Origin of the sequence: Enterobacter cloacae complex sp. SYL003, from assembly GCF_049236925.1 — a bacterium.
Classification (GTDB): Bacteria; Pseudomonadota; Gammaproteobacteria; order Enterobacterales; family Enterobacteriaceae; genus Enterobacter; species Enterobacter intestinihominis.
Map to the genome: position 1 here is coordinate 1 of NZ_JBMKJK010000030.1, position 23641 is coordinate 23641.

Genomic DNA, 23641 nt, shown 5'->3' on the forward strand with positions numbered 1-23641 from the left:
CCACGGAACGGTCTGCGTTGTCGGGAAGATGCGTGATCTGATCCTTCAACTCAGCAAAAGTTCGATTTATTCAACAAAGCCGCAAGATAGGTGAGAGACAGTACAATCGACTTCTGAGTTCAACTTGTCTTACCAGGAAAGCCAGCATACTTGCTGGCCTTTTTTTTGTTATAATAAACTCAGGCTTCAGCTGAATCTGTAAAATTACTGTTAATGAAACGGTATTTTAGGTTAATTTGGATGCTGTTACAGGAAGTGCGGATTTTTCCTAAATTTGTAAAAAACCTAAGAATTATCTTAATAAATCTGGTACTTAATTATTATTTTACGTAAAAAGTCTTTGTGGTTTAATGGTTATGTAAGGATTTTTTGATACCCTTATACCCGATGGACCTAAGGTCACTGACAACGATGTTCATGTAGAATCTTCGTTTCTGTAATCCCTTTTGTCCTTGTCCCAAATGATTGATTATTATAATAAAGGCTGATCGAATGCTATCTCGCAACTCACTAATACATGGTTTACGCCGAGACCAGTTAATCGGAGTTCTGACTATTTCAGAGTTTCCGGTAGTTATGGTAGAAAGCCACTTCATTCAGTCTGAGGTTATGGGAATAAAACCCGTAATTTTTAATATTGATGAGCTTCTTGTTTCTATATCCCCAATTTCCTCTCTTAAGTTCGATTGGGAGTGGGCCCCAGTTGATACAATACTCATTGAAGTTATCATTCCACCTGTAGAGTCAGACCTTGTAAGTGCAGAAAATGACTTCCTCCGTGATTCTGGTATTGGCCATATCCAGTGCGAGCCTGGCGGAGCATCAATACGACGTACAGTTACCTTCGTTGGTGGAATAACCGCTGATAACTTACTGTATCAGTTGAGGCTTATGTGCGTAAGCGCGTTAAAACTTTTAGGAGAGGAACTGGGGGATGAAGTCTAAGATTAGATATGTTTTATCTGGTTTTGTTGTGTTATGTGCATTTGCTGGAGTTTATAAAATCCTAAACAATGTTCCGGTTAAACCTGACCTTTTGGACTTCACTGGAAACACATTTAAAAAGACATCACTCTTCCTGCCATGTGATAAAAGCTCGCCTTCTTTAAACATTAAAATTGCTGATAACGAGAAAATCGTGATCAACGGCATCGCTTCAAAAGTAACTTTTGTTGAAAAGGCTGACCCCGTCAAAAGCCCTGGTTTTTGTGATGATCTTGATCTAAACAATTCTCGCCTTGTACATACGGCATCTTACAGCCTGGTGATTTCTGAAACCAAAACAGGATTTACACTATCAAATTTCAAGCATCTTGCCGATGATGAATCATTAGGCGGTATGTGGTTTTATCAAAAGTGACTTTTTATATGGCAACTTCAGACTTCGCTCTTAAAAACCATAATGTTAAAGCATTTGGTCAGGATGCAGCCCTTGTCATTGAGATGAACAATGAAGATGTTAGCTCATCAAAACCTTCACCTTTTTCAAATGAGATTGATAATTATTATCTTACATTGCACGTCGCTCCAAGGAACGCAAAAAAAGATTATGACTGGGGCTCAAACCGTTCTGTACTTCTAAAATTGTCGACGAATGAAGTTATGCAGATGGCATCTGTATTTCTTAGAATCATGCATACTTTAAAGATTGATAAGAGGAAAACCTCACATCATGGCCACGTCGTATACAAAAATATAAGCGTTACCCCAAACGAGAGGGGCGGTTTGTTGTTATCCGCAGGGATAGTTCCAGTCGATAAAGATGGCTTAAAACCCTTCATGCACATGGTCCCCGTCTCACAAATGGATTGCGTTAAAATTGGCCTCTACATACTTGGATATCTTGCTCAAAAAACGCCCTGGGTAAGCTCCGAGTCTATAATTACCGCGCTTCGCTTATCTGAAGCCAAGAATTCAAAATAGCGCATTAACATACGGAATATACGGAAAAATACAGGTTTTTTTAAATGTTATACGAACGGATATTTCTGTTTTTCATCGTAAAGTGAGTTTAATTTTGCTCAGAAAAACAGGTATTCGTCATGAGAAAATCAGGTTTAGGTTTAGCCCTGTTGTTTTCTTTAATTGCTCCGATTAAAGCGGTCTATGCTGAAGCGATTATGATTTCAGGAAAGCTACAGGCTGATTTGCCAGCCGTATCCTTTGACCCGGGGCCGGGCGACTTTGTTGCATACGTTAATTCTAACACTATCACTGCCTCAGGTGCAGGCACAGCCTGTAATGTAACGGTTGATGATCGAGCGACTTCCTCTGTTGATAACCTCGTTTGTTTTTTCGAGTGGTTACCCAATACCTTGGGATTAACTTCTAACGGCTTCACTCTTTCAGGCGTTCCCAACACCACCGGTGATTTAAAACTACCTTACAAGATTTCTTACTTCTCTGGTTCTGAACGGAAAAAAGTTGAAATAGTAAAAGGTGAATATTCAATCAAAAGTGTGGCACCGGTAAAACCAACTATCACCGGTCTTAAATCATCCCTGAACGGATTAGTCTATGACGGCTTTTCTTTCAAATCGTATTTAAAGGATGAAGCGATCAAAGATATCGCTGTTTCTGTTGAACCCCGCAATTATATTCAATACATCTCAATAGGTTCAGGCTCCGCCTGTGAAGTACCTATTGGCGGAACTTCCTGTACCATTGAAGTTGGAAGCATTAAGGCCAGTGATACAGATGAACTTTTGGGTTCACGTGATATCACAATTACAGCAAACTCTAAGAATAATTATTTCGCACCTCCTGAATCCAAAAAGCTTGTTGTTAACTGGGATTATCGGCCTCCTGTAGTAGACCATACACTTTGGAATTTTACCGATGAGGCTAAAACAATCAAAGTAGGTGGCCAGGACATCTATACCGGAGCCAAAACCGTTGCTGTGGCCGTTAAGGTACCCCAGCAAGAAACAGAAGGTGAATGGTGGCTCCCAACAGCTATGTCGCTCACTATGACTCCGGATGGCGTGTTTAAGCCGACGACTAAAGTGACTTTAGATGATGGCACTGAGATTGATTTCAAACAGTCCTGGGCAACCCCTTTACGTAGAACTTTACAGCCGGTAAGTGGACCTCAAAAAGTCGGTGATGAGTACCTCTATATCTTTGACTTAACGGATCTTATAAACGGGTCCTACGCAGCGACTTTTACAGTAGAAAATACGAGCAAAAACTCTTCTACGTACACTGAGCCTGAAAGCAAACTGATGCTGTCTGATAACCCAACGCTTATGGTTCTCAAAGATGGGCAGGTATTAACTAAACGAGCACCCGTATACTTCCTGAACGAGATTATCGTTGCAGCTTTCCAGGGGCAGGCTGGGGTTGCTGACATAAAATCAGTAACAATAGACAACAAAGTAGTTTCGTTAACACCTACAAATTATAAAGGTATTTACTACCTGCCGGTTGGAGACGATTTAGCAGTTAATTCGGATCACGAGATTACTGTGGTGGCTGAAAACCTTTATGGAAAAAACGTAAATTTCAGTACCGTGTTCACTTATCAACCTACTGGATTCACTCTTAAGAATCTGGAAAAAAACGTAACTCTTTACTCGCGCGTACGTCAGTATACGGACCTGCTTAGTCAAACAGCTGGTGATAAATGCACTCTGTTTACCACAGAGGAAAATGCGAATGCTTACCTCGCCTGGTATGGGGAAAAATCAGATGTTACAGCATGCTACCCTCAGTGGAACAATGTCCCTGATGGGTTGGAGTTCTATTTTAAAGGACGTACCCCGGGTCTAACTGGATTCTTTAATAAAACAGGTGAGAATCTGCTCGACTATCAAGTCTATATGATTAACGGGAAGGGCTCTAAAGCGGTTTCCGCAAGGAATCGCCGTACTCTGACCACACAATTACCATACAACCCGATCATCTCTTACAAAAAGAATAAAGTCATAGCAGGCATCAATCCGAACACTGCTCTGGCTTATACGACCGGGGGGGAGGCCGCTCGAATATTAGCGAAGGTGGTACCAGCTGACGTTACGATGATCGTCTCTCAAAACGGCTCTGAGGCTGTCAAAACGTCATTTAAAAATCGTTCCTCAAACAACGATGCAACGACCTTTGTACAAAGGGTCAAGGTTGCTGCTGCACCATTGTGGACAAAGAACGTCTTTGACATAGCTGTAGAATACTCAAAGGATCCAGAATTAAGAACTACAGACACCCTCAACGTATATACGGTGCCTGATTTCAATATTCGAGCATCGATGGAAGTGGATGACAAAAAAACAGCCACATCTCTTGAAGTGCCCTTAAAGGTAACAGTGGGGCGTTATAACAACTCCACACGTAAAAGTGCATTTGACCGTAAAACAATGGGAGAATGGGACGTCACGATATACTCTCAAAAAAGTGTATACGGCAAAGATCCAGAAACAGGCCGTTATAAAACTACATACGAAAGAACTGCGCTGACTGAAGCATTGCCGGTCAATGATGCGGGCATTGTCGAAACCAAGATTAAAATTGAAAATATGGATCTGGGTAATATGCGTCTGGTTGGTGTGGCTAAGGTCAGATCGCCATTCTCTGATTTTGAAATGAAACGTGAGACCAGTGCTGTAGGCATTCGAATCTATAAAGGTGAGGAACTGGAGGGTAACCTGTCGAAAAGCCTTATTATCGGAAGGATCCCACTTAGTACTCTGGTAAGCTTCAAATCTGCCAGTACGGCTAACTCTGATGCACTCGCCCCCACCGAATGGCAGCAGTCCTCTGATAATGGTCAAACCTGGACCATGCTTTCCGACATGACCGGAAAGAGAAGTGTAAGTATCAAAAAGACAGAAGTAGGAAAGTGGCTTTATAGGGCAAAAATGACTAATAAATTCACATCCAAGATTTCCTACACAGATGCCTTAACGGTAGTTACCTACAAGCAGCCTAAGCTCAGTATAGATGTTACAGACATTCTTCAGGGCTCAGATATACCTGTAACCCTGCTTGATAACGATGAACCTATACCAGCAGGCACCGCTGAGGTTCTCTGGTCAGAGGATAAAGTCAACTGGGTGCAGGGAGATACAACTTACACTGTGGCTTCAGCTGATACCCTACCGTCTACGATTTATGCCCGGATGCGTTACCTTGATTCCGATGAACTGGCAGAGGAGTCTTCATGGAAGGAAACGTCTGCTCGGTTGGCAGCCGCAAAACCCAAGCGCCTTTCTGTCTCGGTAACGGGGGTTTCAAAGGTAGAGGTTGGTCAAAAAGTTACTTTGGAAGGTAAGTTCACGAACCCTAACAGTAAGTACCAGAATGGTAATAACGTAGTTGAAGAATGGAAAACACCGGATGGCCAGACATTTAAGGGCTCTTCACTGTCTGTTACCCTTACTGAGCAAATGTTGGATAAACAGGGATATGCTGCTTTTGAATACAGTGCATGGTTAGCGGACAATAAGGAGAATACGGTTTCTACCCGTAGAGTTTCTGTCAAATCGTGGGTTTATAAATTTCCCGAGATGAAAATAAGCTCCAAACTTAAATACGACATGGCACCGACCACCCTACGCGTTGCGTTGAGCGGTATTAAGGATGGAGACTATCCTGGTGTTACTTATTCCCGTGAATGGATCTACGACAAAGAGAATCTGGTAATCACTAAAGATGAAGGTGACACCAAAGAATTTACAATTGAAAATCCTGGCAAATATACATTGATGGTTGTTTTCAAAGATAACCGAAACAATGAACAGCGTATCGAAAATACCTTTGTTGTCGATGAACAAACGCCAATGAACGTTGAGATGACACCCAAGTTCTCTAACAAATATATGAGAGCTCCACTCGATGTAACCTTAAGGTCAAACATCAAGCTATCTCATTCGGCGGACTCGATAGATACGGTCACATACAAGGTGAACGGTGAAGTAATACCCAGCGGCAAAAATTATTGGGCTCAACTGATCTCGGGTTTAAAAGAAAAGAAATACGAGATTACAATTGATGTTGTTAGTAAACTTGGACAGAGAGGTTCAGCATCTGTTGAGTTTGATGTCGTTAAAAACGCAGTGCCTAATTGTACATTGAGCTACACGGAAACCAACCTAAGCTGGAGCTTTACCAATAAATGTGATGATACTGATGGAAAAATGGTTAGATATGAATGGTTCATCAACGGCGAATTAAGGAACGTTTTCGGTAGTACGGCTACACTTTCTAAAAACCTTAACCGTGGTAAGCAGGACATAAAAGTAATTGCTTATGATGATAGTGGAGACTTTGCAACACAGCACGTGACAGTTTTCGGACCGGCTGAAGAGGCAAGTAAGTCTGAAAACACTGTATCAATACCAAGCAGTGAGTAGTTAATTTTTAAATATAAAGCCGGGACATTATGTCCCGGCTTTTTTATACCCAATAATTGGACCTTTGAAAAATTAATGTCGGAAAGTAACTTTGCTCCAAAGGCATCTTTCATGGCCGCTAACAAAGCTGCGTATACATGCTGAGGAATTAACATTCTTATAGGTGAATATTAGGTTGGTTTGCAGACTTCCGAGCGTTGAAAAACATGGATAATAATTACTTGGATAGAGGTGCATCTGCCTAGTAAAAATATTCTTCAGTGCCAGTGAGAAAAATATGAGCGACTACATACCTAAAAAGAGAGGGCTGCTTATACTGGATTGGTATGTCCCCCTTAATATTTTATTGCTGATTCTCGTTATGTGTGTCTTTTTCACCCGTTATACATTTGGATACGGTTTATTGAATGGGTGCCTGCCTGCTGATTTTTATATGATTGATCATTCGGATAAAAGTATTAAAACTGGTGAACTCATAGCATTTAACATGCCGAAATCGGTACGTTTTATCCCAGAAAATGAACGAGTCATAAAAATTGTTGCCGGTGTGGGCGGTGACAAACTTAAAGTAACAATGGATGGGGTTTATAACGGGGACAAATTTTTTGAAGCTAATGCACGTCGTATTTCGAAGAAATACAATATTCCGTCCATTTTGATTGAAAAAGAATTGATAATTCCTGAAGGCGAAGTTTTCCTAATTGGGCAAACCGATCACTCATGGGATTCCCGTTTTTGGGGAACAGTAAAGCTGAATTCAGTAATTGGGAAAACATATGCGATCTTTTAATGTAAATAAAAAATATTTACCAATACTTCCTGGACTTGCGTTATGTGCAGTTTTAAGTAATACAAATGCAAGCACTGAGTATCAACATGATGCTGACCTAATCGCTCAGCAAGCAAAAGGGCTTGGGGCACAGGCTAAAGGTGCACAGCAGCCAGATGGGGCTCTTAGCCTTGATGCTACGCTAAAATCACCAGATGTGCAGAAGTACATAGCGCAAGCTGAAGCACTCCAAAAAAACCAGGACCTGAGCAAGCAAATAAACCGTGGTTACGTCCCCGGTATGAATGCGGATAGTGTTCAAGCAGTTATAGACCATACCCAGGCTATCAGGGCCCAAAGTAATAACTCTGAAGCTGTCAACGATATAATTAGAAGACGTGATGAAATTCAAGAAAACGCCAGCCTTAATGAAGCGGCTCTGAAAGCTGTGGAAAATAAGCCGGAAGTCATGCGAGGACAATCTAAAAATATCGAAAAATTGTTTGGTTCCTCGGGCATCACAGCTGCTGACTTCGAAAGAAAAATGGATAGCACACGTGAAGAAGCACTATCAACTGAAAATGGAATAACGATCTTTGCTTCATTTAGCTTGCCGGATTATGTACTGGAAGACCTTCTACGTACGGCCTCAGAGCATAAAGCTCGTGTAGTTTTCAATGGTCTAAAGAAAGGAACTACTCGGCTACCAGAGACACAGGCAGCAATAAACCAAATGATTGTCAAAGGAAAATTTGAATCTCCTTTGATTACAATTGATCCTGATAGCTTCAGTCAGTATCAAGTAACTCAAGTACCGACAATTATTTCTAGGGAGCAAGCTCGTTTTGCAAAAATGGTAGGCTCCTTCAACGTTGAGTTTTTTCAGCGAGAACTTGCTAAAAAACCCGATCAGGATATTTTCCCGGTTGCTGGTACCACTTATCCCGTTGAAGAAAAGAGCATCATTAAAGAACTGGAAGAACGTGCACAAAAATATGACTGGGAAGGTGCAAAAAAAAGGGCCGTTTCTGACACATGGAAAAATCAATGGATGGTCGACCTCCCTCCTGCCCAGGAACACAAAGAATTTTTAATTGACCCTACAGTGAGGGTCACTCAGGACGTAAAAGATAAGCAGGGCCGTGTAATAGCTTCCGCCGGTGAGTTGATTAATCCACTTTCGAGATTTCCTCAAAACCTGACGATGATAATTTTCGATCCACTCAATCCGGGCCAGCTGGTATGGGCTGAGCAGCAGTATCGACAACGTCTGGGTAGTGGAAAAGTAATGCCAATGTTTACCCGTATCCAAAAAGATAATGGATGGGATCACCTAAATGATTTACGTGAAAAATTTAACGGTAAGGTGTTTAAAGTTAACGAACAGATCATCTCACGCTTTCAGATTAAAAACACACCTGCGCTTATAACTACTGACCAAGATAAATTCCGGATCACCCTGTTTAGCGAGGCAGAAGTCCGTGGTATCGGAGCCCCAAATCTTTCAGAGGAAAAATAAGATGAAACTCGGATTTATTATAGGCGCTCTCTTTGCAACATGGCTGACGCTAAATTATCCGGACCAGATGAGAAGTTATTTTACCAAAGCCGTCGACTATATCGAAAGTGTTGCAACATTTATTACATCCAAGTGAGCATGATGGTGAAAAAATTCAAAAAGTTACTTTTAGAGTTCATTGTAGCAGTTATGCTTTCGCTTTCTATACCGGGTATGGCTATGGCAGCAGATGCTGGAGTCCCTGGGGCTATGTGTCAGTCAGCTGGAGTGTGGCAGGGCTTGATTAAGAATATCTGTTGGAGCTGCATTTTTCCCATGAGGATAATGGGCATAGGGGCAGCTCCAGAAGGCGCTGCTCCTTCACGTCCGGGTTGCTACTGCACAGATCAGAACGGCGTACCGGAAATAGGTTGGCAATTGAGCTTCTTTCAGCCGGTGAAGATTGTAGAAGTTGTAAAGAGCCCCTGGTGCAGCCCCTTTCTTGAAGGCACGATGCTTCAAAAATCGCAGTTTGATATTGGTAAAAGCAACACAAATCAGCCAATGACAGCAACTGAAGCCGGATTTTACGATGTTCATCTTTGGGAGTTCCCAATCATGACAATGCTCAAATTACTGATTATTGGCGAGTGCACTGCTGAACCCTATATAGATGCCAGCCTGACCTATATAAGCGAAGTGGACCCTATGTGGGAAAGTGATCTGCTTACACTCGTCCTGAATCCAGAGGCAGTAGTTTTTGCAAACCCAATTGCCTCAATGGTGTGCGCTGCTGACTGTGTAGCAGTAACAGCAGGAAAGGATAATCTCGCTGCATACTTTTGTGCCGGATGCGATGGCAACCTTTATCCATTAACCGGCCACATTTACGCAAATGATGACGCTGTAAGGACGAGTTCACTGATAACCCAGCGTCTTCTGACTAAACTACATCGCCAGGGAATGCTGATGCGAACGATGGGAGCAGACGCAATGTGTGAGAAAACGTGGGAATACTTTACACCTCGTTCCCAGTATCGGCTTTCAATGCTTTTCCCAACTCCTGAGGCGAAAGGGCCGGATTGCTGTCATCGTCTTGGTGATTCGGTACATGACTGGTCAACCCTTAAAGGTGGGCGCAAAAAAATAGGCAATGATAATTATGTCTATATGTTGTGGCGTTACAATGACTGTTGCGTCAGATATATACCAGGCGCTTGATTTCTAAGGGTAAAAATAATGAAACTTAGAAAAACGATAGCTTCAACTATTATTGCATCAATGATTGCCAATACTATGAGTTGGGCTTTTTATATCTCTCTCATAAATATGGTAATGACTCCTCGTATTTATGCGGCAGACGCTATATTTGACCAGCTCGAAAGTAACTTTAATCTTGCTAATCCTAACGCAAATCGCAATGCGACAACCAGTGCTCAGGACATTGTTGAGAAGTACAAGAATGCGGATTCAGGCGAGAATGTCAGTGGGAAGATCACCGAGAAATACGTGGGTAAAGCCGAATCCGCTAATCTTAATCTCGGAAAGTATGGGGCAGGGAACTCAAATGAAAGTGTCATGAAAAATGCCGCATCCGATGGAAAGTCCATTGGTAGCGCCGTACAACTGCCGAGTATGTCTGGAGGGACAATCAATTCAAACTATACCAAGGAAGGGGCAAAGCTGCTCTCTCGGGATGCTAATGGCAACATTGGTATAAGCAGTAATCCCAATACTACTCCTGGAACCAAAACAAATACCGGAGAGATTTTCAGCTCAGAGCAAAAGCACAGCGATATTAAGTTCAATGCCGCAGATCGTTATGGGGATGAGGATGGCTTTGTAAACGATATAAAGAATCGGAAAAGCCAGTTATTTGATGCTCAAAGTTATGATGGCGTTGCCTACCGCACCCTCGTAAATGCTAACAAGGACAACCCGGCATCATCTATAAAGCCTAACGATCCCATGTTTACTGCGGGGAGAAATGAGATAACAAATGCTGTTGCTGGTACTGGAAACTGGCTTCAGAACTGTAATGTTGAGACCTCTAAAAAAACAGTAACCACACACTATCCTGATTACAAAGAGTTCTACTGTAACTCGCCTAAGCAAGATAACTTCAGCAGCTGCACGATAACCCGTGATTTTTCAGTCCCTGTTTACATTTCAGGCGGAAACGGAGACATGTCGATGTGCGGCGATAATTGTGTGCGTATATGGTTTGGTCGCCGTGATGACAACTACTGGAGTGACGGGGTATATGATAACGAACTGACATTAAAATTCCATCCGGATGCAAAATTGGCCTCAGCAAAGATTGTTAACGCGGAGTGGGATGACCACATGCGGGTAACACTTGATGGCACGCAGATTTTTGCTCACATAGATGGTGCATATCGAGAAAGTGACTATCCGGCTCCTAAGGGATCTTGGGAGTTAAAAAAATCGTGGAAACTCGACAAGGTTTACGATGTGACTGATAAGGTCAGAAAATCGGTGTATGAGGAGCCTGATCGAGAAGTGACAATGGCATCCAGAGTATGGGTTGGTGGGAAGGGTGAAGGGTATTTTGAGGTTGAGCTGACTTTTGAAAATATGAAGCTCGAAGATAAGCACGTCCAGGAACCAGCTGGTTGTTACGATGCTGTACAAGCTCCGAATACATTCTGCCGTTTCGATCGGTTTAAAGATATGGATGTTGGCACAAAACGGCTTCCGGAAAGCGTGCTTTCATTGGCAAAGCCTCTGTATGAAGGTGATAAAGGATTTCTTACCTGGAAGACAAACCTTGAAGGCTACTTTTGTGATCCATTGGCCAAAGACAAAATTTGCTCTTATGACGCTAGTGGAAAAATTATGAAAGACGCTAATGGAAAGGACCTCTGTTACAACTATGAAGAAATAAAGAGTATGCCTGATGCATGTAGTGCTTATAAAAATGATGCAGCATGTGTACTCGATAAACAAACATGTGCAGAGGGTTGGTTCGATGAGGGCACTAACAGTTGCTACATGTATGAACAGAAATACACCTGTGACAGAGGGAAGGATGTAGTTCGGGAGGTTGAATCTTCTACAAATGCCTGTGTTGGCATGATCCCATGTTCAGGTGGAACATGCGAAACTGGGCCAAAGGAAGAGAACAACGATTTTGGAAAAGTTGCGGCTTATTCAAACATGGTTCAGTACATGCAGGGCGAAGCCAAATGCGAAGACCCTAACGATGCCAATTCATGTTCCGTCTTTGAAGGAAAACCTGAATGGTGTGGTCGTTCAGTAGGCTTTGTAAATGGCCTGGCAAAGACGGACTGCTGCGAAGCACCACAGGGAACCGCAGGAGCACTTGAAGGTATCATGCTTGCCGGATCTATGATCAGAAACACAAACTGGACCAGAGTTAATGCTCAGCTAATAAAATGGACCGGCGGTGATACAGGTACATGGGCTTCTATGTCTAATGCGGTCGGAGAGTGGACTGCATCAGCTGGTAAAACAGTAGGGCAAATGTGGAACAACGTCACGAGCTCCTTAACGAGCGTATATGAAAACGTCGCTGGTAATCTAAGCAGGGCAGTTGGGTCTTCCGCAACTTCTGGAGGGGCAGGAGGTGCTGGCCAGTTGGCACAGGAAACAATGTCCAGCTTCGGTATAGGTCAGCTTAAGCAGATGGCAATGAAGAAAGCCTACGAATTGCTACCAGATACAGTTCGTGACTTTGTCTTTAAGAACGTTGCTACTACCGGAGGAGAGGTTGTCTTCTCGGCTGCGGTTCAAAACTTTATGCTTGCATTAAACGTGATCGGTTGGATTTATACAGCCTATCAGGTCACTAAAATGCTTTTAGAAATGTTGGTAGCATGCGACCAGAAAGAGATGGAAGCTTCTATTCATAAGAATCAAAAATCCTGTTTTACATTAGATACGGAACGATGCGTCAAATATCTGAATGTTGGTTTCACAAAGAAATGCGTTAAAAAAGCAACAGACATGTGCTGTTATAATTCCATGTTGTCACGCGTTATTATGCAACAAGCTTATCCGCAATTAGGAATAGACCCTGTCGCCTCTAATTGCGTGGGGCTATCAATAAAGCAAATACAGCAACTGGATTTCGATAAAATTGATCTGACGGAGTGGATTAATGATGCAGTTCAGGTAGGAGAAGTTCCTGATCAATATTCAAAATTCTCCGAAGAATCAATTGTGGAAAACTTACCATTCCAGAATGAGAACTATCAACTTCCATCAGAACGTACCAAGGAAGCAATGGGCGGTGAAGAAAATATGATAAAGGCCAGACAAGAAAATGCTCAGGCTATAAAAGAGGAAAATGTAGATTGTAGCTATTTACCTCGACCGGCCATATGTGAGGTAGGTTCAACTACGCTGGATCCGGTTACGGGCAAGCAGTTGCCGAAATATTGAAGAAGGGGCCGTTAGGCCCCTTTTTTAATTACTTGGCTTTCAATGTTTTTTCTGGGAAGCCTTTTTTACCGTATTCACCGGTAAAGAGGTAATAATCTTTTCCGTTGATGGAGGCTGCAACACCCCCTGGAGTTGTTGTATTTGGGCTATCAGAACGGAAAATGATACCCGAAAAATCAGCGCTTGTTTCGTTTCCTTTAAATGGGATGAACACATAACGAATTACAGCGTAATCACCAGCGGGAAGGTTTAGCTCAGGAATTTCGGTTCCTGTTGCGGGGCGAATCGCCTGAAAGCTGTACATTGAATCTGTAGGGAAAACATCAGCATCAGGCTTAGAGGGCAGATCACAGGTACTCCATTTATTGACGACTGCCATATCAATTTTACATGTGGCCAGAGCTGCTTTCTGTTTTTCAGGGTTGTATCCAAATGAGGCCTGAGTTGCTTTTGTATGCTCAAAAACATACTTAGCTCCCTCACGTACCAAACTTTCATCATTGTAAGGCAATTTTTTTGGATTGGGGACGAACACTAGGTATTGATTGACCTGGATGTATTCGGCGTCAGAAGAACTGTACAAAGAGCTGAGGCTCATGATCCCAAAACCTTTTAGACCGCCTGTTACGTAGCCCATCGAACTATTGATGAGATACTTAGAAAGAAAGTTGTCGGCATCCCCTCCAGGAGTAACCTCTTGCTCCTTAAAATTAACGTCGAAACCAGCAAACGAATAGGCATTCTTGGCGACAGAATCATTTGCATTAGCATGCCAGTACTGGCCGTGACTGTACGCATTCAGAGCGGTGCCTGGCGTAGTGCCGGTGTCACCGGCACAACCCGATAGGGAAAAACCAATGACGACAGAAGAGACCAGAGATACTAAACGTAAAAGTTTCATTTAAAGCCCTTTTTGTAATGTCTTTTGGAGATGGAACCATTATTCCATAGTCACGCGTTTCACAAACAACCTGATTGCATAAAAAAGGAAAAAAAGTGATTTCCAGTAGAACCAGCAGTACACAAGAAAAGCGCTTTTATAAAAATGTATAATTATTAAAACGAAGTAATGAGGTTGAAATGGGTAAGCCAACAGAAGAGCAAAGACCTGTTATCGAGAATGCTAGCGCAAACAATATGGTGATAGCAGCGCCTGGATCAGGCAAATCGTTCACCATGATAGAAGCGGTTATATCGATTCTCAAAAAGTATCCATATGCAAGAATCGGGATGGTGACCTTTACTCGCGCTGCAACAAACGCACTTGCAGCAAAGTTACAAAAGCGATTGAGCAAGAAGGATCTTGACCGGGTGCTGGTGGATACTTTTCACGGACTCGTTAAGAAGCAACTGGACATGATTCGCTGGCCGGGAAAGATGTTGATAGGGCCAGCACAGAGATCTGTCATTCACCGGGCTTTGAAAGAATCCGGTGTAACGATGAAGTTTGCTGAAGCTGAATTCGTTATTGATGCTATCGGCAGAGAAATGGATACGGATGTGATTTCAGTTCGGCATAACAGACAACAGATCCATTTGTTTAATACCTATCAGGCGTTATGCCAGAAAGACCATGTGGCGGACCTCAATGCTCTTTCAAAATTTGTTGTCGGTCAAATGCATTCGGGAAAAATGCGCACGTTAGATTTGACACATTTGATAGTAGACGAAGTTCAGGATACTGACTCTATACAATTCTCATGGATAGCATTGCATACAAGAGCTGGAGTCTATACGAGTATAGTTGGAGACGATGATCAGGCCATCTACTCCTTCAGATCCTCAGGAGGAGTCAAAATATTTCAACAGTTTGAAAAACACTTCAGACCTAACATATTTTACTTAAACACATGCTTTAGGTGTGAACCTGAAATTTTAGAGGTGGCCGGAGCACTGATAGGAAAGAATGTTTACCGTTATGCCAAAGAGTTACGCTCGGCAAAAAAGGGAGGGGGAAAGGTCACTTTTCGTTCATATGTAGATATGGAGGAACAGATACAGGGTATTTTAAGCCTTATAAATCAGGATCCACATGGATGGGCAATTCTAAGCCGCAATAATGCTCACTTGGATGAGCTAGAAAGTTTGATCGAACAGCCAGTAATTCGTTACGGAGGTAAATCATTCTGGGATGAAAAAGAAACAAGCGATGTGTTAAGCCTTATGGCCTTTTTCCGACAATCAAATGATCCTCGCTTAATGAAGAGAGTATTGGCATTGTTTGGAGAACAGGAATCAGTTTTGGATGAAGTGGCATTGAGTATGAGAGGAAGAAAAGTTACTTTTGGCGACCTTGCCATCCCGGAGGACAGTTCTCTCGAAACAAAAACATTACATTCAAACTTCGTGCGCTTTACCCAGGAAAGTTCTGATAAAGTTGAGATAGCAAAACGTTTCGCCAACCTTACGAAATGGATGGAATCGTCGTCAATCAAGATGAGGAGTAATAAAGGTACAGCAACCTTAACAAAAATTGCTTTAGACACTTGTAAACAGTGGGCAGAAAAGACTGGTTGGATGAATATGATAAATCGTGCTGCTGCAATGTCATTAGGCCCTAGGAAGAAGGACGAGGAATACAGCCCAGAGAAAGTAGTCCTATCAACCTTGCATGGTTCAAAGGGTCTTGAGTGGAATAAAGTAATAATAATGAGTTGTAATGCGGATCAGATACCAAGTAAAAGATCAGTTGGGGAGGAGGCAATAGAAGAAGAAAGACGTTTGCTTTATGTTGGATTTACGCGTGCAGAAAAGCAACTTTTTGTAATGTGGTATGGTGATCCTTCTTTCTTTTTAAGAGAATGCAGTGAAGAAAAGATAAAAGAAGCAGCTAATATTCGAATTTCTCCACTTTATACAGAATAATTCGATATGGGCATTTACTTATGCTTAAAGCTATAGTATAAAAACAATGAGCTTAAATATCAGCTCCCAAATTTGAGTAACTTTGCTTAAAGTTACTTTCGCGTTAAGCGTTGATTTAGCCGTGAAAAGCGGCCAGCTTAAACAAGCTGTAAGACACCACCGGCAAAATGTCACCTTTGTCGCTGGTGCACTTCCCATGCCTGCAAAAGGCAATCTGAATTTACCAAACCGTAACTAATTTAGCTCCTCCTGGGGCTATTTTTGTTGCGTACTTCTAATGCCAGATAGTATAAATCAGGCGGTTCATAGCTTACGGGAGATGAATGACAGGCTTTGCCTTCGTGTTGAAACAAAAATTTGTTTCTTCCTTCTTACTATATATAGGTGACCCCAAATGTCTAAAAATAAAGCTCGCAGTAAAGCCCTTCATCAAACCTTTAGTGAAATTATTCCAGAGATGGATAAGGCGCTAAACAAACAGCTCTTAGAAGTTCTGATGAAATATACAGAACGTGATAATGAACTGATTGTTATTTTGAATGAGGACGGCCCAAATATCATTGAACTTAAGTCTCTTAAGCCTGTGTCTTTGTTGGCCGAAAAGCTTTCTGCTTATTCAAGCTATTATCATGTGGATGTTGTGGAGCTCGTGGTCAAGAAAATTGATTTCGAAGGAGCTTATAAGCTTCTTAAAGCTTCCCCAGATGTACCACTTTTTAAAAGCTTAACTGAACTGGATAAATATCTTGTTGAGGAGTTTGAAAAATACGGATTAAATTCATTTCTTGACGTGGATAATCTGGATTACTCACTTGAAAAAGCCAGTGAACTCAAAAATGAGCAGTTAATAAATTGGGTTTCGGACATCATTTGCAAACGTGAAAAATTAACTTTACGTAAGCGTTTTGATGTCGCAGTAAAGGCCCACTACGAAAATGTAGAAAAAATGTATGATACCATTCGTCCGTTAATGAAAAAACTGGGTTTCCCAGAAGATCTCATGACGCACACCTTTAGTGAGTTAAGCGTTTTTGAAACTAAAGGATGGGACCATGCAATAAAATCGAAAATTGAGACTCTCGCTAAGCGTGAAACTCAATATTTAGATGATGCGGCTAAAGCAGAGAATCGACGTCTTGTAACAGAGAAGTTGGAGAACTCTTTAGCGATTGCACCAACTAAACCAACAAGAAATTGGTTACATATTGCCGGAATTGCCTGTTTGGTAGTCTGCACGTTCATGTATGTAACTAATAAATTTATTTAATCCTGTTAAGGGGGAACCCTAACGGGGCTTCTCTTTGAACAAATCGAGGAGCGGAAAATGTCATATCTTGAATATATCAATGAAGTAAAAGTGTCCGGGATAGTTATCAGTGCTGTGGAGAAAAAAATGACTGACCAGAGTATAGGTTTGTTAATAAAGCTCAAAAATAGGATGAAGACAGAAGTTGATGGTGAAATCACTGAGAGAGAATTTTCAGTTCAAATCAAGGTGTCGCCTGAAATGTATTCAACCTGTTTCACTGGTATAAATCAGGGTGATGAGTTGATGGTCTCCGGTTATATTGTTGTCGATACTATTATGATTGAAGGGAGAGAACATCCTCTTGACTACATGAGAGTGGTAGCAACAAGTAAGTTGGCTCACATACCTAAACCTCTAAAAGGTTTTGGACAAAGTAGCTTTAATCAGATCTGACATTAAACCCACCCTAAAGGGGAGAAATCCCTTCATGGGATTTCTCCTTTTGGAGTCCCCATGAAACAAAAATTTAGGGCTACTGCAATAAGTAGTAATCAACTTAGTTTTTTTTCTATATTCGATATAGATGAAGATGAAATAACGCAAATAGTTGATTCACCCAAAGAGCATTTAAATGATGCATACACGTCCGGATTAAACTTTAAATCAGATGAAAGTAACATTTCTGAGATAAATTATGATTCTGAAAGGCGTGAAAATCACCTTTATGAAAAATCCAAATTACTTAAAAATCAGATTTTGCATACAATTAATTTTGCAGCAGAAACAGATTATCTATATTCGGTTGAAGAATATAACCCAGATTTGGGTGGTCTGGTAATAGAATGGACCCCTGAGGATGTGTATGTTGTTTTTCTATCCGCTATGGAAGAGTCTTTGGAAATCATTAAAGAACTAGTGTTGAGGAGAAAGTTATTCTTCAAAGATGACAATGGTAATATCACAGTGAATCCACTTTTAGAAGCTGAAACACGGTGGTATATGTCAAAATCATTTGAATACACTTGTTTATCTCATGGACTTGATGCATGTGAATTTAGAGCGGAATTAAAATCATGGCTCTATTATCATTCGCATCGTTCGATTAGTGAAAACACGAAATTAGCTGAATGCAGGAATGATGATGAAATCATTTTGCATGATTGCAATGACGATATGGGCTGGGACATCTTCTTTGATCAGGATTATTTAATGTCAGAAAAAAAACTGGCTGTTAAATGGACTGACAGGGAAATTATGGATGTTTACATAAAAGCTTTTAAATCCACATTAGAGTTGTTTGACGAGCTTGTTTCATGTGATCTGTTAACTAAACGAAACGCTTTTGGCAAGTTAGAAATAAATCCAATATTCGAAAATCATTTTGAATGGATCATGTCTGAAGCTTTTGAAATAGTGGGAAATCATCTTGGTTATAATGTGCCTCAAATCAGGAAACTGATGGCAACTATTTGCCAAATGAATCTCAAATAAAATGCCACTGGCAAACATCTGCCAGAGGGCGGTGTTTGCATTTTACCGGAGTTAAAAATGTCTAATGCCGCTATGAAGTTAAATGAAACATCTTCTGATGCTTATGAAAAATTAGAAGCTCTTCTTTCCCCGGATGTTATAAAGTTAAAACATTATGTGGATAAAGGTGAGTATCTTTTAGTTCTAGCAAAGGACCTTTTTGGTATTCCAGAAATGGATCCAAAGATGGCTGTGCCTGTTTTCAAAACTAAAACCTCGTATCGAGCTCCGCTGAACAAAGACTACATACCAAATCCCCGAATACTTGAACAAGTGGTTAAACTGCTTATCAGTCCGGATATAGATTTAAGTGTGTGTCTTAAAGGTGAGTCCGGTTCTGGCAAGACTGAAATGGTAATGTACATTAGCCACATGATGAATTGGCCGCTGACAATTAAGCAGATCAACAGCAATATTCGAGTTGATGAGCTTGAAGGTGAGCGCAGTCTTAATGGTGGTAATACAGGTTTTGTACACAGCGATTTGGTAACGGGATTTCGTAATGGTCACCTCATTCTTCTGGATGAAGTGGACAAAATCGATCCTGATACGGCAGCAAAACTTCACATGCCCATTGAACGTAAGCCCTGGTCACTCAGTGCTAATGGTGGTGAGGTTATAACTGCTAATGGCTACACGCGATTTATTGGTACTGCAAACACAAACATGAGTGGAGGCGCTCGCCGGTTCGTTTCTTCTCAACGTCAAGATGCAGCTTTTATAAAGCGGTTCTTGATAGTTGAAATGGAGAAGCCCGACAAAGTTGCTTTAACCAATGTGCTTACTAAACGATATAGCTCTTTGCCTTTTCAGGTCATTGAGAAGTTCGTAAGAGTAGCGATTGCAGTAAATGACTCTGGTACAGAAGACAGTGTGATGGATATTCGTCAATTAGTAGCTTGGGTTGGCACGTCGATGACGTTAAAAACCTTTAGTCTTCTTGACACTTTCAAAATAGCTTTTGCTTCTGCTTTACCTTTACATGTGGTCGATCTTGTTCTTCAAGCTATAGATCTTTCTCTTGGCGAAGACAAGGATAAATCGCTGGAGTATTTCACAGCAAAAAAGTCGAGTTAGATGGGATTTGTTATGAAACCTCTGATATTTGTATCTCAGAGTTATCCCATCTTGAATTTAGTGCGTTTTTAAGTACGGATGGTGCTGCTACCATTGCTATAGCAAAAAACGGAACTAATTTTACTGGACTTATGCAACTGAATAACGACTATTCTTTATTGTTTTATCATGATGGTAAAATAAATATGGAAGGTCTAATTAAAGAAATGGAATTAAAAGGTTATATGTATCAGGGAGCAATGGGCAATGATGATGTTGCCGCTGAGTTTCCCGGTATTCTTTTAATTGCACCAGAGAAGCTTTAATATCAACCCTATCGGGAAATCTTTCCCGTTGGGGAGGGTTTCCCCTTTTTTTTGGAGAAACCCATGACTTTAAATACTTCAATGCTTAACAAAGTATCTGCAAAACAAATCTCTGAGAATTTTGCAAAATCATATCCAGATTTACTGGAAGGTGCAGTTATAACAAAAATTGAAATAAGTGGCTGTCAAGGATCGCGTCGAACCGATAAAATCGATTTGTCTTATGATGGAGATGATATTACGGATCAAAAAAGCGTATCTAAAAGCGAAGTACGTTGGATTGACATAAAAGCCCTTAGCTTCAAAAGTACGATTACCAGCAGAATATCAACCCTTTGCTCACGCTTGTGCATCCGCTATAGCAATATGTGGATTTTACCAGTTTCCAGTATGGAAGAGTTTCTGGAAGGGGCCCAAGAGATTGAACGAGAGTTTCAGGCAGGTATTCAAAACGTTGTAGACAATTATGAGATGCATATTGAGGCTGAAAAAAATAGAAGCCCAAGAATGTCTTCTTTGATTGATCAGTTGAAATTAACTAAAGATGATTTCATAAAATCCTTTAGATTTAATATTGCTCACTTTATTCCTTTTACGCCTATTAGCGTTGAAGGTGATGAAACCCAGGACTACTATCAGGAACAATTGATAACAGATCTGGCAGAAGAAGCAATGAGGGTTTATGAAAAAATTAGTAAAAATAATAATTTGCGCTCAAGTACTATTGACCGACTGAAGCAAATGCAAAATAAGATCATTAGCTTCATGTTTATACATAAAGAGGCGGCAGTACTTGCAGAAGCTATAAAACACATAATGAATAATTTACCTAAAGGTGCCATTTCTGAACCTCGCGACGTTGCGGTGTTACAGCAGTGGTTTTATTTCATGAGTGATGCTTCAATGTTAAAGCGTATTATTTCAGGAGAGCAAAAGGTTACTGACTGGTTGGAATCTATTACCAGATCATTTAATCAAAGCTCACAAACAGAACCGAACGCGCTACAGAACACAGGTATTGAAGCTATTTTAGATTCAACAAATGTGTTTCAGGTTGAACCTGTCGTAGAGAACGATATAAAAAACAGCACGTTTTCAAACACTGATTCTGTAGCTGAACCTGAGAAATCAGTTTCGCAACAGGAAGACAATGCTGAAAATGGTTTTGATATCGAGCTCAAAGGCTGGTAACTGTTTGCTTTATTAAAAACCCCAGATGGGTACTTCACCATCTGGGTGAGTACCCCTTTTTATAAAGAGGTATTCTATGAAATTAGATCTTAAATCATCGCCGCGCCATATTAAGCGTTTACAGAATATAGCAAAAGTCATTAGCGGCTTAGGCGATGTAAGAGTTGTAATAGACGACAATACCAAAGGACCGTATTTTGATCCTGTCAATAAAGTTTGTGTTTTACCAAACGGCGATTATAGCGATGATGACTTTGTCAGTCTGATTGAAGGTTTTACCTGTCATGAAGCTGGTCATGGTCGCTATACCGTCAGTGAGGTTTACAGTGACGCCTTTAATAGTGTTCTCATGTCATCTGAAGGGTTTACACGCTTCGATGACGGAATGAATGCAGAGTTTGAGAGCCTCGCTGAGAAACGTAAAGCTTATAGCAGGGCAAAACGTCTTACCGGGCTTATAAATCTGTTCGATGATGTACAGATGGAAGAGAAGGTTGGTAACGATTATCCGGATGCAAAGCGGCGGCTTGCAGCCACTTACGCACTGATGGTTAAAGCCGGAAGGATGACTCCTGATATATCTTCTCGTCCGGAAAATCCTGTCCTATTTATTGAGTGGTATCTGCTTAACTCATTGCGAGTAAAAGTCCTTCAGCAGGTAGGTCACAAAGAAACCCTCGATCCGTTTTTTGACTATGCCCAAAAGATACTTTCTCCAGTAATTTCTGATGTTGAGGAAATTTTTCATGATGCTCTTGGTTGTGAAAATACTCAGGGCTGTGAATCCCTTGCTCGTAAGACCCTGGCTCTTTTAGAGAGACTGCGGGATGAGGCAAAGGAACAACAGCAGCAGACAGAGCAGGAGGAGCAGGAGGCATATGATGAATCCGAGACCGATACCGATACCGAATCAGAAGATAAATCGCTTACGTCGACTGATAGTCGTGAGGATGATTCTGAGGACGATAGTGAAGGTCAGGCAGATACTTCCGATAACGCTGATCTTGCTCAAGAGGGATGTTCTGAGCCTTCAGAACTTGCTGAAGATAACGAGGGAAATAATGAACCCACCGGTGGCAATCCCACGGGTGATAACATTATTGAAGACGATACTGATGCGATTAACCCTTCCGAGAGTGAATCAGATGAAGCCAGTTCGACTAACGTTGAAGATGAAAGTAACTTTTCATCGGCTCAATGGGAGATACTGGCAGATTTGTTGGATGCCTTTCTTAGCAGTGATGAGGATAGCGAAGATTATCACGATGCTTTGGCTAAAGAGATTGAAGGTATTGCATCAAAAGTATCCGATGACGTGAAAGCCGAATTCGGTGCTTCTGAATGGGATATCCCTGATCTCCTTATCGATTTGAATGTTTACAATGAGGCTTTGTCTCTGAGTCATTCAATCGGTAGCGACTTGTCTGTTTTACAGCAGGTTAAAATGCGTGGCCGAAACAAAACTCATGAGCGTGGAATTACCTTCGATGGAAATCGATTAATTCTGTCACAAATGGGAGTTCGTGATGTCTTCAGAGCTCAAAGCGAATCTAAAAATAGAGGGCATGTTGGCCTCGTATTAGTTCGTGATATTTCAGCGTCAATGGCTAATGATGAAAGATATATTCATGCCATTAAGTCAGATCTTGCTTTATCGATGGCCGCTGAAAGTTTGTCAAAAATGCATGTCTCCAATATAGTTTTTCCCTTCAAGGAAAGTGAATTTGAGATTATCAAAACGTTTGATCAAAGCGTTGAGGAATCTCTATCGAAATTCACTCTTGGATGTAAGGGTTATTATACCCCTACGGGATCTGCTTTAATGGCAGCTGTTGATCTGTTACTTGACAGCCAATTCGATAGGAAAATAATTTTTCTTATAACTGATGGTTATCCGAATAAATCGGAATTTACTATCGTCGAAGTTATGGAAAAGGCTAAATGTAATGGAATAGAAATCGTTGGTGTTGGTATTAAGACTGATGAAATAATTGGTTTTGAAACGGACACTTTCGTAACAGTTGATGATACTTCTTTATTGTCTATTGAAGTCAGTAAGCTAGTTCATCAAATACTTTCTTAATAAACTCTACCCAATCGGGGCAAAAAGGCCCCGGTGGGTCTTTTTGCTCCATGAAGGAATAAGGAGCAAAATATGACTCAGATAAAAACTTACCGTGTAGAACATGAAAAAGTCGGTGCGATGCATAAAGTCCGTATTTTCGGACGTGTTGGTGAAGTTATAAGCAATGATAGCCCTCAGGAAAGAATCTTCCGCGAAGTCACTATAGCGGAGGGTAATAGCCAGCAGGCTGCGTTACTTGTAGATAACTACATACAGCGTCTTGAGAATAATGGCTTCACGACTGAAGCATAAATGTT

The 23641-nt window shown here is 41.2% G+C and carries 18 protein-coding genes; 17 read left to right on the plus strand and 1 reads right to left on the minus strand.

Annotated elements, in window-relative coordinates:
* The first annotated feature begins 492 nt into the window (after nt 1-492).
* The 8 genes from hdtA to trhN all read left to right on the plus strand — a co-directional run bounded on the left by hdtA (nt 493) and on the right by trhN (nt 13042).
* Entirely contained in the window at nt 493-945 is a 453-nt protein-coding gene (gene hdtA / locus ACOT1A_RS23115) for a H transfer determinant A (protein ID WP_000952689.1), read from the plus strand.
* On the plus strand, nt 935-1360 hold the full coding sequence (locus tag ACOT1A_RS23120) for a hypothetical protein (protein WP_000836981.1): 426 nt from the start codon (nt 935-937) through the stop codon (nt 1358-1360). Before hdtA ends, ACOT1A_RS23120 begins: the two co-directional genes overlap by 11 nt.
* An 8-nt stretch (nt 1361-1368) precedes the next feature.
* Nucleotides 1369-1923 carry a plasmid transfer protein gene (locus ACOT1A_RS23125; RefSeq protein WP_000235773.1) on the plus strand — a complete coding sequence of 185 codons (555 nt, stop codon included), beginning with the start codon at nt 1369-1371 and terminating at the stop codon, nt 1921-1923.
* A gap of 119 nt (nt 1924-2042) precedes the next feature.
* Complete coding sequence (gene rsp, locus ACOT1A_RS23130; RefSeq protein ID WP_001232109.1) at nt 2043-6347, plus strand: IncHI-type conjugal transfer protein RSP; 4305 nt, start codon at nt 2043-2045, stop codon at nt 6345-6347.
* Between the two features lie 277 nt (nt 6348-6624).
* The gene (gene trhF, locus ACOT1A_RS23135; protein WP_001286760.1) at nt 6625-7137 is read left to right on the plus strand and encodes an IncHI-type conjugal transfer protein TrhF; all 513 of its coding nucleotides are present in this window, start codon (nt 6625-6627) and stop codon (nt 7135-7137) included.
* Nucleotides 7124-8635 carry a TrbC family F-type conjugative pilus assembly protein gene (locus ACOT1A_RS23140; protein WP_001256132.1) on the plus strand — a complete coding sequence of 504 codons (1512 nt, stop codon included), beginning with the start codon at nt 7124-7126 and terminating at the stop codon, nt 8633-8635. Before trhF ends, ACOT1A_RS23140 begins: the two co-directional genes overlap by 14 nt.
* 144 nt (nt 8636-8779) lie before the next feature.
* Entirely contained in the window at nt 8780-9835 is a 1056-nt protein-coding gene (trhU, locus tag ACOT1A_RS23145; RefSeq protein WP_181231580.1) for an IncHI-type conjugal transfer protein TrhU, read from the plus strand.
* A gap of 18 nt (nt 9836-9853) precedes the next feature.
* Nucleotides 9854-13042 carry an IncHI-type conjugal transfer protein TrhN gene (trhN, locus tag ACOT1A_RS23150; protein WP_000776701.1) on the plus strand — a complete coding sequence of 1063 codons (3189 nt, stop codon included), beginning with the start codon at nt 9854-9856 and terminating at the stop codon, nt 13040-13042.
* 28 nt (nt 13043-13070) lie between these two features.
* Here trhN and ACOT1A_RS23155 read toward each other — a convergent pair whose 3' ends face one another.
* On the minus strand, nt 13071-13943 hold the full coding sequence (locus ACOT1A_RS23155) for a hypothetical protein (protein WP_000771834.1): 873 nt from the start codon (nt 13941-13943) through the stop codon (nt 13071-13073).
* Between the two features lie 179 nt (nt 13944-14122).
* Here ACOT1A_RS23155 and trhI point away from each other — a divergent pair, with 179 nt between their 5' ends.
* The 9 genes from trhI to ACOT1A_RS23200 all read left to right on the plus strand — a co-directional run bounded on the left by trhI (nt 14123) and on the right by ACOT1A_RS23200 (nt 23636).
* Nucleotides 14123-15907: an IncHI-type conjugal transfer helicase TrhI gene (gene trhI / locus ACOT1A_RS23160; protein ID WP_000517885.1), complete on the plus strand. Its 1785-nt coding sequence runs from the start codon at nt 14123-14125 to the stop codon at nt 15905-15907.
* 394 nt (nt 15908-16301) lie between these two features.
* A complete protein-coding gene (locus tag ACOT1A_RS23165; RefSeq protein ID WP_000041927.1) occupies nt 16302-17174 on the plus strand; it encodes a hypothetical protein in 873 nt (290 codons plus the stop codon).
* 57 nt (nt 17175-17231) lie between these two features.
* Nucleotides 17232-17609 carry a hypothetical protein gene (locus tag ACOT1A_RS23170; protein WP_000120822.1) on the plus strand — a complete coding sequence of 126 codons (378 nt, stop codon included), beginning with the start codon at nt 17232-17234 and terminating at the stop codon, nt 17607-17609.
* 60 nt (nt 17610-17669) lie between these two features.
* Nucleotides 17670-18647 carry a hypothetical protein gene (locus ACOT1A_RS23175; protein ID WP_000810361.1) on the plus strand — a complete coding sequence of 326 codons (978 nt, stop codon included), beginning with the start codon at nt 17670-17672 and terminating at the stop codon, nt 18645-18647.
* 57 nt (nt 18648-18704) lie between these two features.
* Nucleotides 18705-19763, plus strand: a complete 1059-nt coding sequence (locus ACOT1A_RS23180) for an ATP-binding protein (protein WP_000063335.1) — start codon at nt 18705-18707, stop codon at nt 19761-19763.
* Between the two features lie 131 nt (nt 19764-19894).
* A complete protein-coding gene (locus ACOT1A_RS23185; protein WP_001176645.1) occupies nt 19895-20068 on the plus strand; it encodes a hypothetical protein in 174 nt (57 codons plus the stop codon).
* A gap of 63 nt (nt 20069-20131) precedes the next feature.
* Nucleotides 20132-21259, plus strand: a complete 1128-nt coding sequence (locus ACOT1A_RS23190) for a DUF3150 domain-containing protein (RefSeq protein WP_000174396.1) — start codon at nt 20132-20134, stop codon at nt 21257-21259.
* Between the two features lie 76 nt (nt 21260-21335).
* Complete coding sequence (locus ACOT1A_RS23195) at nt 21336-23342, plus strand: VWA domain-containing protein (RefSeq protein WP_000762700.1); 2007 nt, start codon at nt 21336-21338, stop codon at nt 23340-23342.
* Between the two features lie 72 nt (nt 23343-23414).
* Nucleotides 23415-23636, plus strand: coding sequence for a hypothetical protein (locus tag ACOT1A_RS23200; protein WP_000192120.1), 222 nt, complete (start codon nt 23415-23417; stop codon nt 23634-23636).
* Nucleotides 23637-23641 lie beyond the last annotated feature (5 nt).

Excerpts from the sequence above, each read along its gene's own strand:
- hdtA (WP_000952689.1), top strand. The coding sequence starts at position 493 with ATGCTATCTCGCAACTCACTAATACATGGTTTACGCCGAGACCAGTTA.
- ACOT1A_RS23120 (WP_000836981.1), top strand. The coding sequence starts at position 935 with ATGAAGTCTAAGATTAGATATGTTTTATCTGGTTTTGTTGTGTTATGT.
- ACOT1A_RS23125 (WP_000235773.1), top strand. The coding sequence starts at position 1,369 with ATGGCAACTTCAGACTTCGCTCTTAAAAACCATAATGTTAAAGCATTT.
- rsp (WP_001232109.1), top strand. The coding sequence starts at position 2,043 with ATGAGAAAATCAGGTTTAGGTTTAGCCCTGTTGTTTTCTTTAATTGCT.
- trhF (WP_001286760.1), top strand. The coding sequence starts at position 6,625 with ATGAGCGACTACATACCTAAAAAGAGAGGGCTGCTTATACTGGATTGG.
- ACOT1A_RS23140 (WP_001256132.1), top strand. The coding sequence starts at position 7,124 with ATGCGATCTTTTAATGTAAATAAAAAATATTTACCAATACTTCCTGGA.
- trhN (WP_000776701.1), top strand. The coding sequence starts at position 9,854 with ATGAAACTTAGAAAAACGATAGCTTCAACTATTATTGCATCAATGATT.
- ACOT1A_RS23155 (WP_000771834.1), bottom strand. The coding sequence starts at position 13,943 with ATGAAACTTTTACGTTTAGTATCTCTGGTCTCTTCTGTCGTCATTGGT.
- trhI (WP_000517885.1), top strand. The coding sequence starts at position 14,123 with ATGGGTAAGCCAACAGAAGAGCAAAGACCTGTTATCGAGAATGCTAGC.
- ACOT1A_RS23165 (WP_000041927.1), top strand. The coding sequence starts at position 16,302 with ATGTCTAAAAATAAAGCTCGCAGTAAAGCCCTTCATCAAACCTTTAGT.
- ACOT1A_RS23170 (WP_000120822.1), top strand. The coding sequence starts at position 17,232 with ATGTCATATCTTGAATATATCAATGAAGTAAAAGTGTCCGGGATAGTT.
- ACOT1A_RS23175 (WP_000810361.1), top strand. The coding sequence starts at position 17,670 with ATGAAACAAAAATTTAGGGCTACTGCAATAAGTAGTAATCAACTTAGT.
- ACOT1A_RS23180 (WP_000063335.1), top strand. The coding sequence starts at position 18,705 with ATGTCTAATGCCGCTATGAAGTTAAATGAAACATCTTCTGATGCTTAT.
- ACOT1A_RS23185 (WP_001176645.1), top strand. The coding sequence starts at position 19,895 with ATGCAACTGAATAACGACTATTCTTTATTGTTTTATCATGATGGTAAA.
- ACOT1A_RS23190 (WP_000174396.1), top strand. The coding sequence starts at position 20,132 with ATGACTTTAAATACTTCAATGCTTAACAAAGTATCTGCAAAACAAATC.
- ACOT1A_RS23195 (WP_000762700.1), top strand. The coding sequence starts at position 21,336 with ATGAAATTAGATCTTAAATCATCGCCGCGCCATATTAAGCGTTTACAG.
- ACOT1A_RS23200 (WP_000192120.1), top strand. The coding sequence starts at position 23,415 with ATGACTCAGATAAAAACTTACCGTGTAGAACATGAAAAAGTCGGTGCG.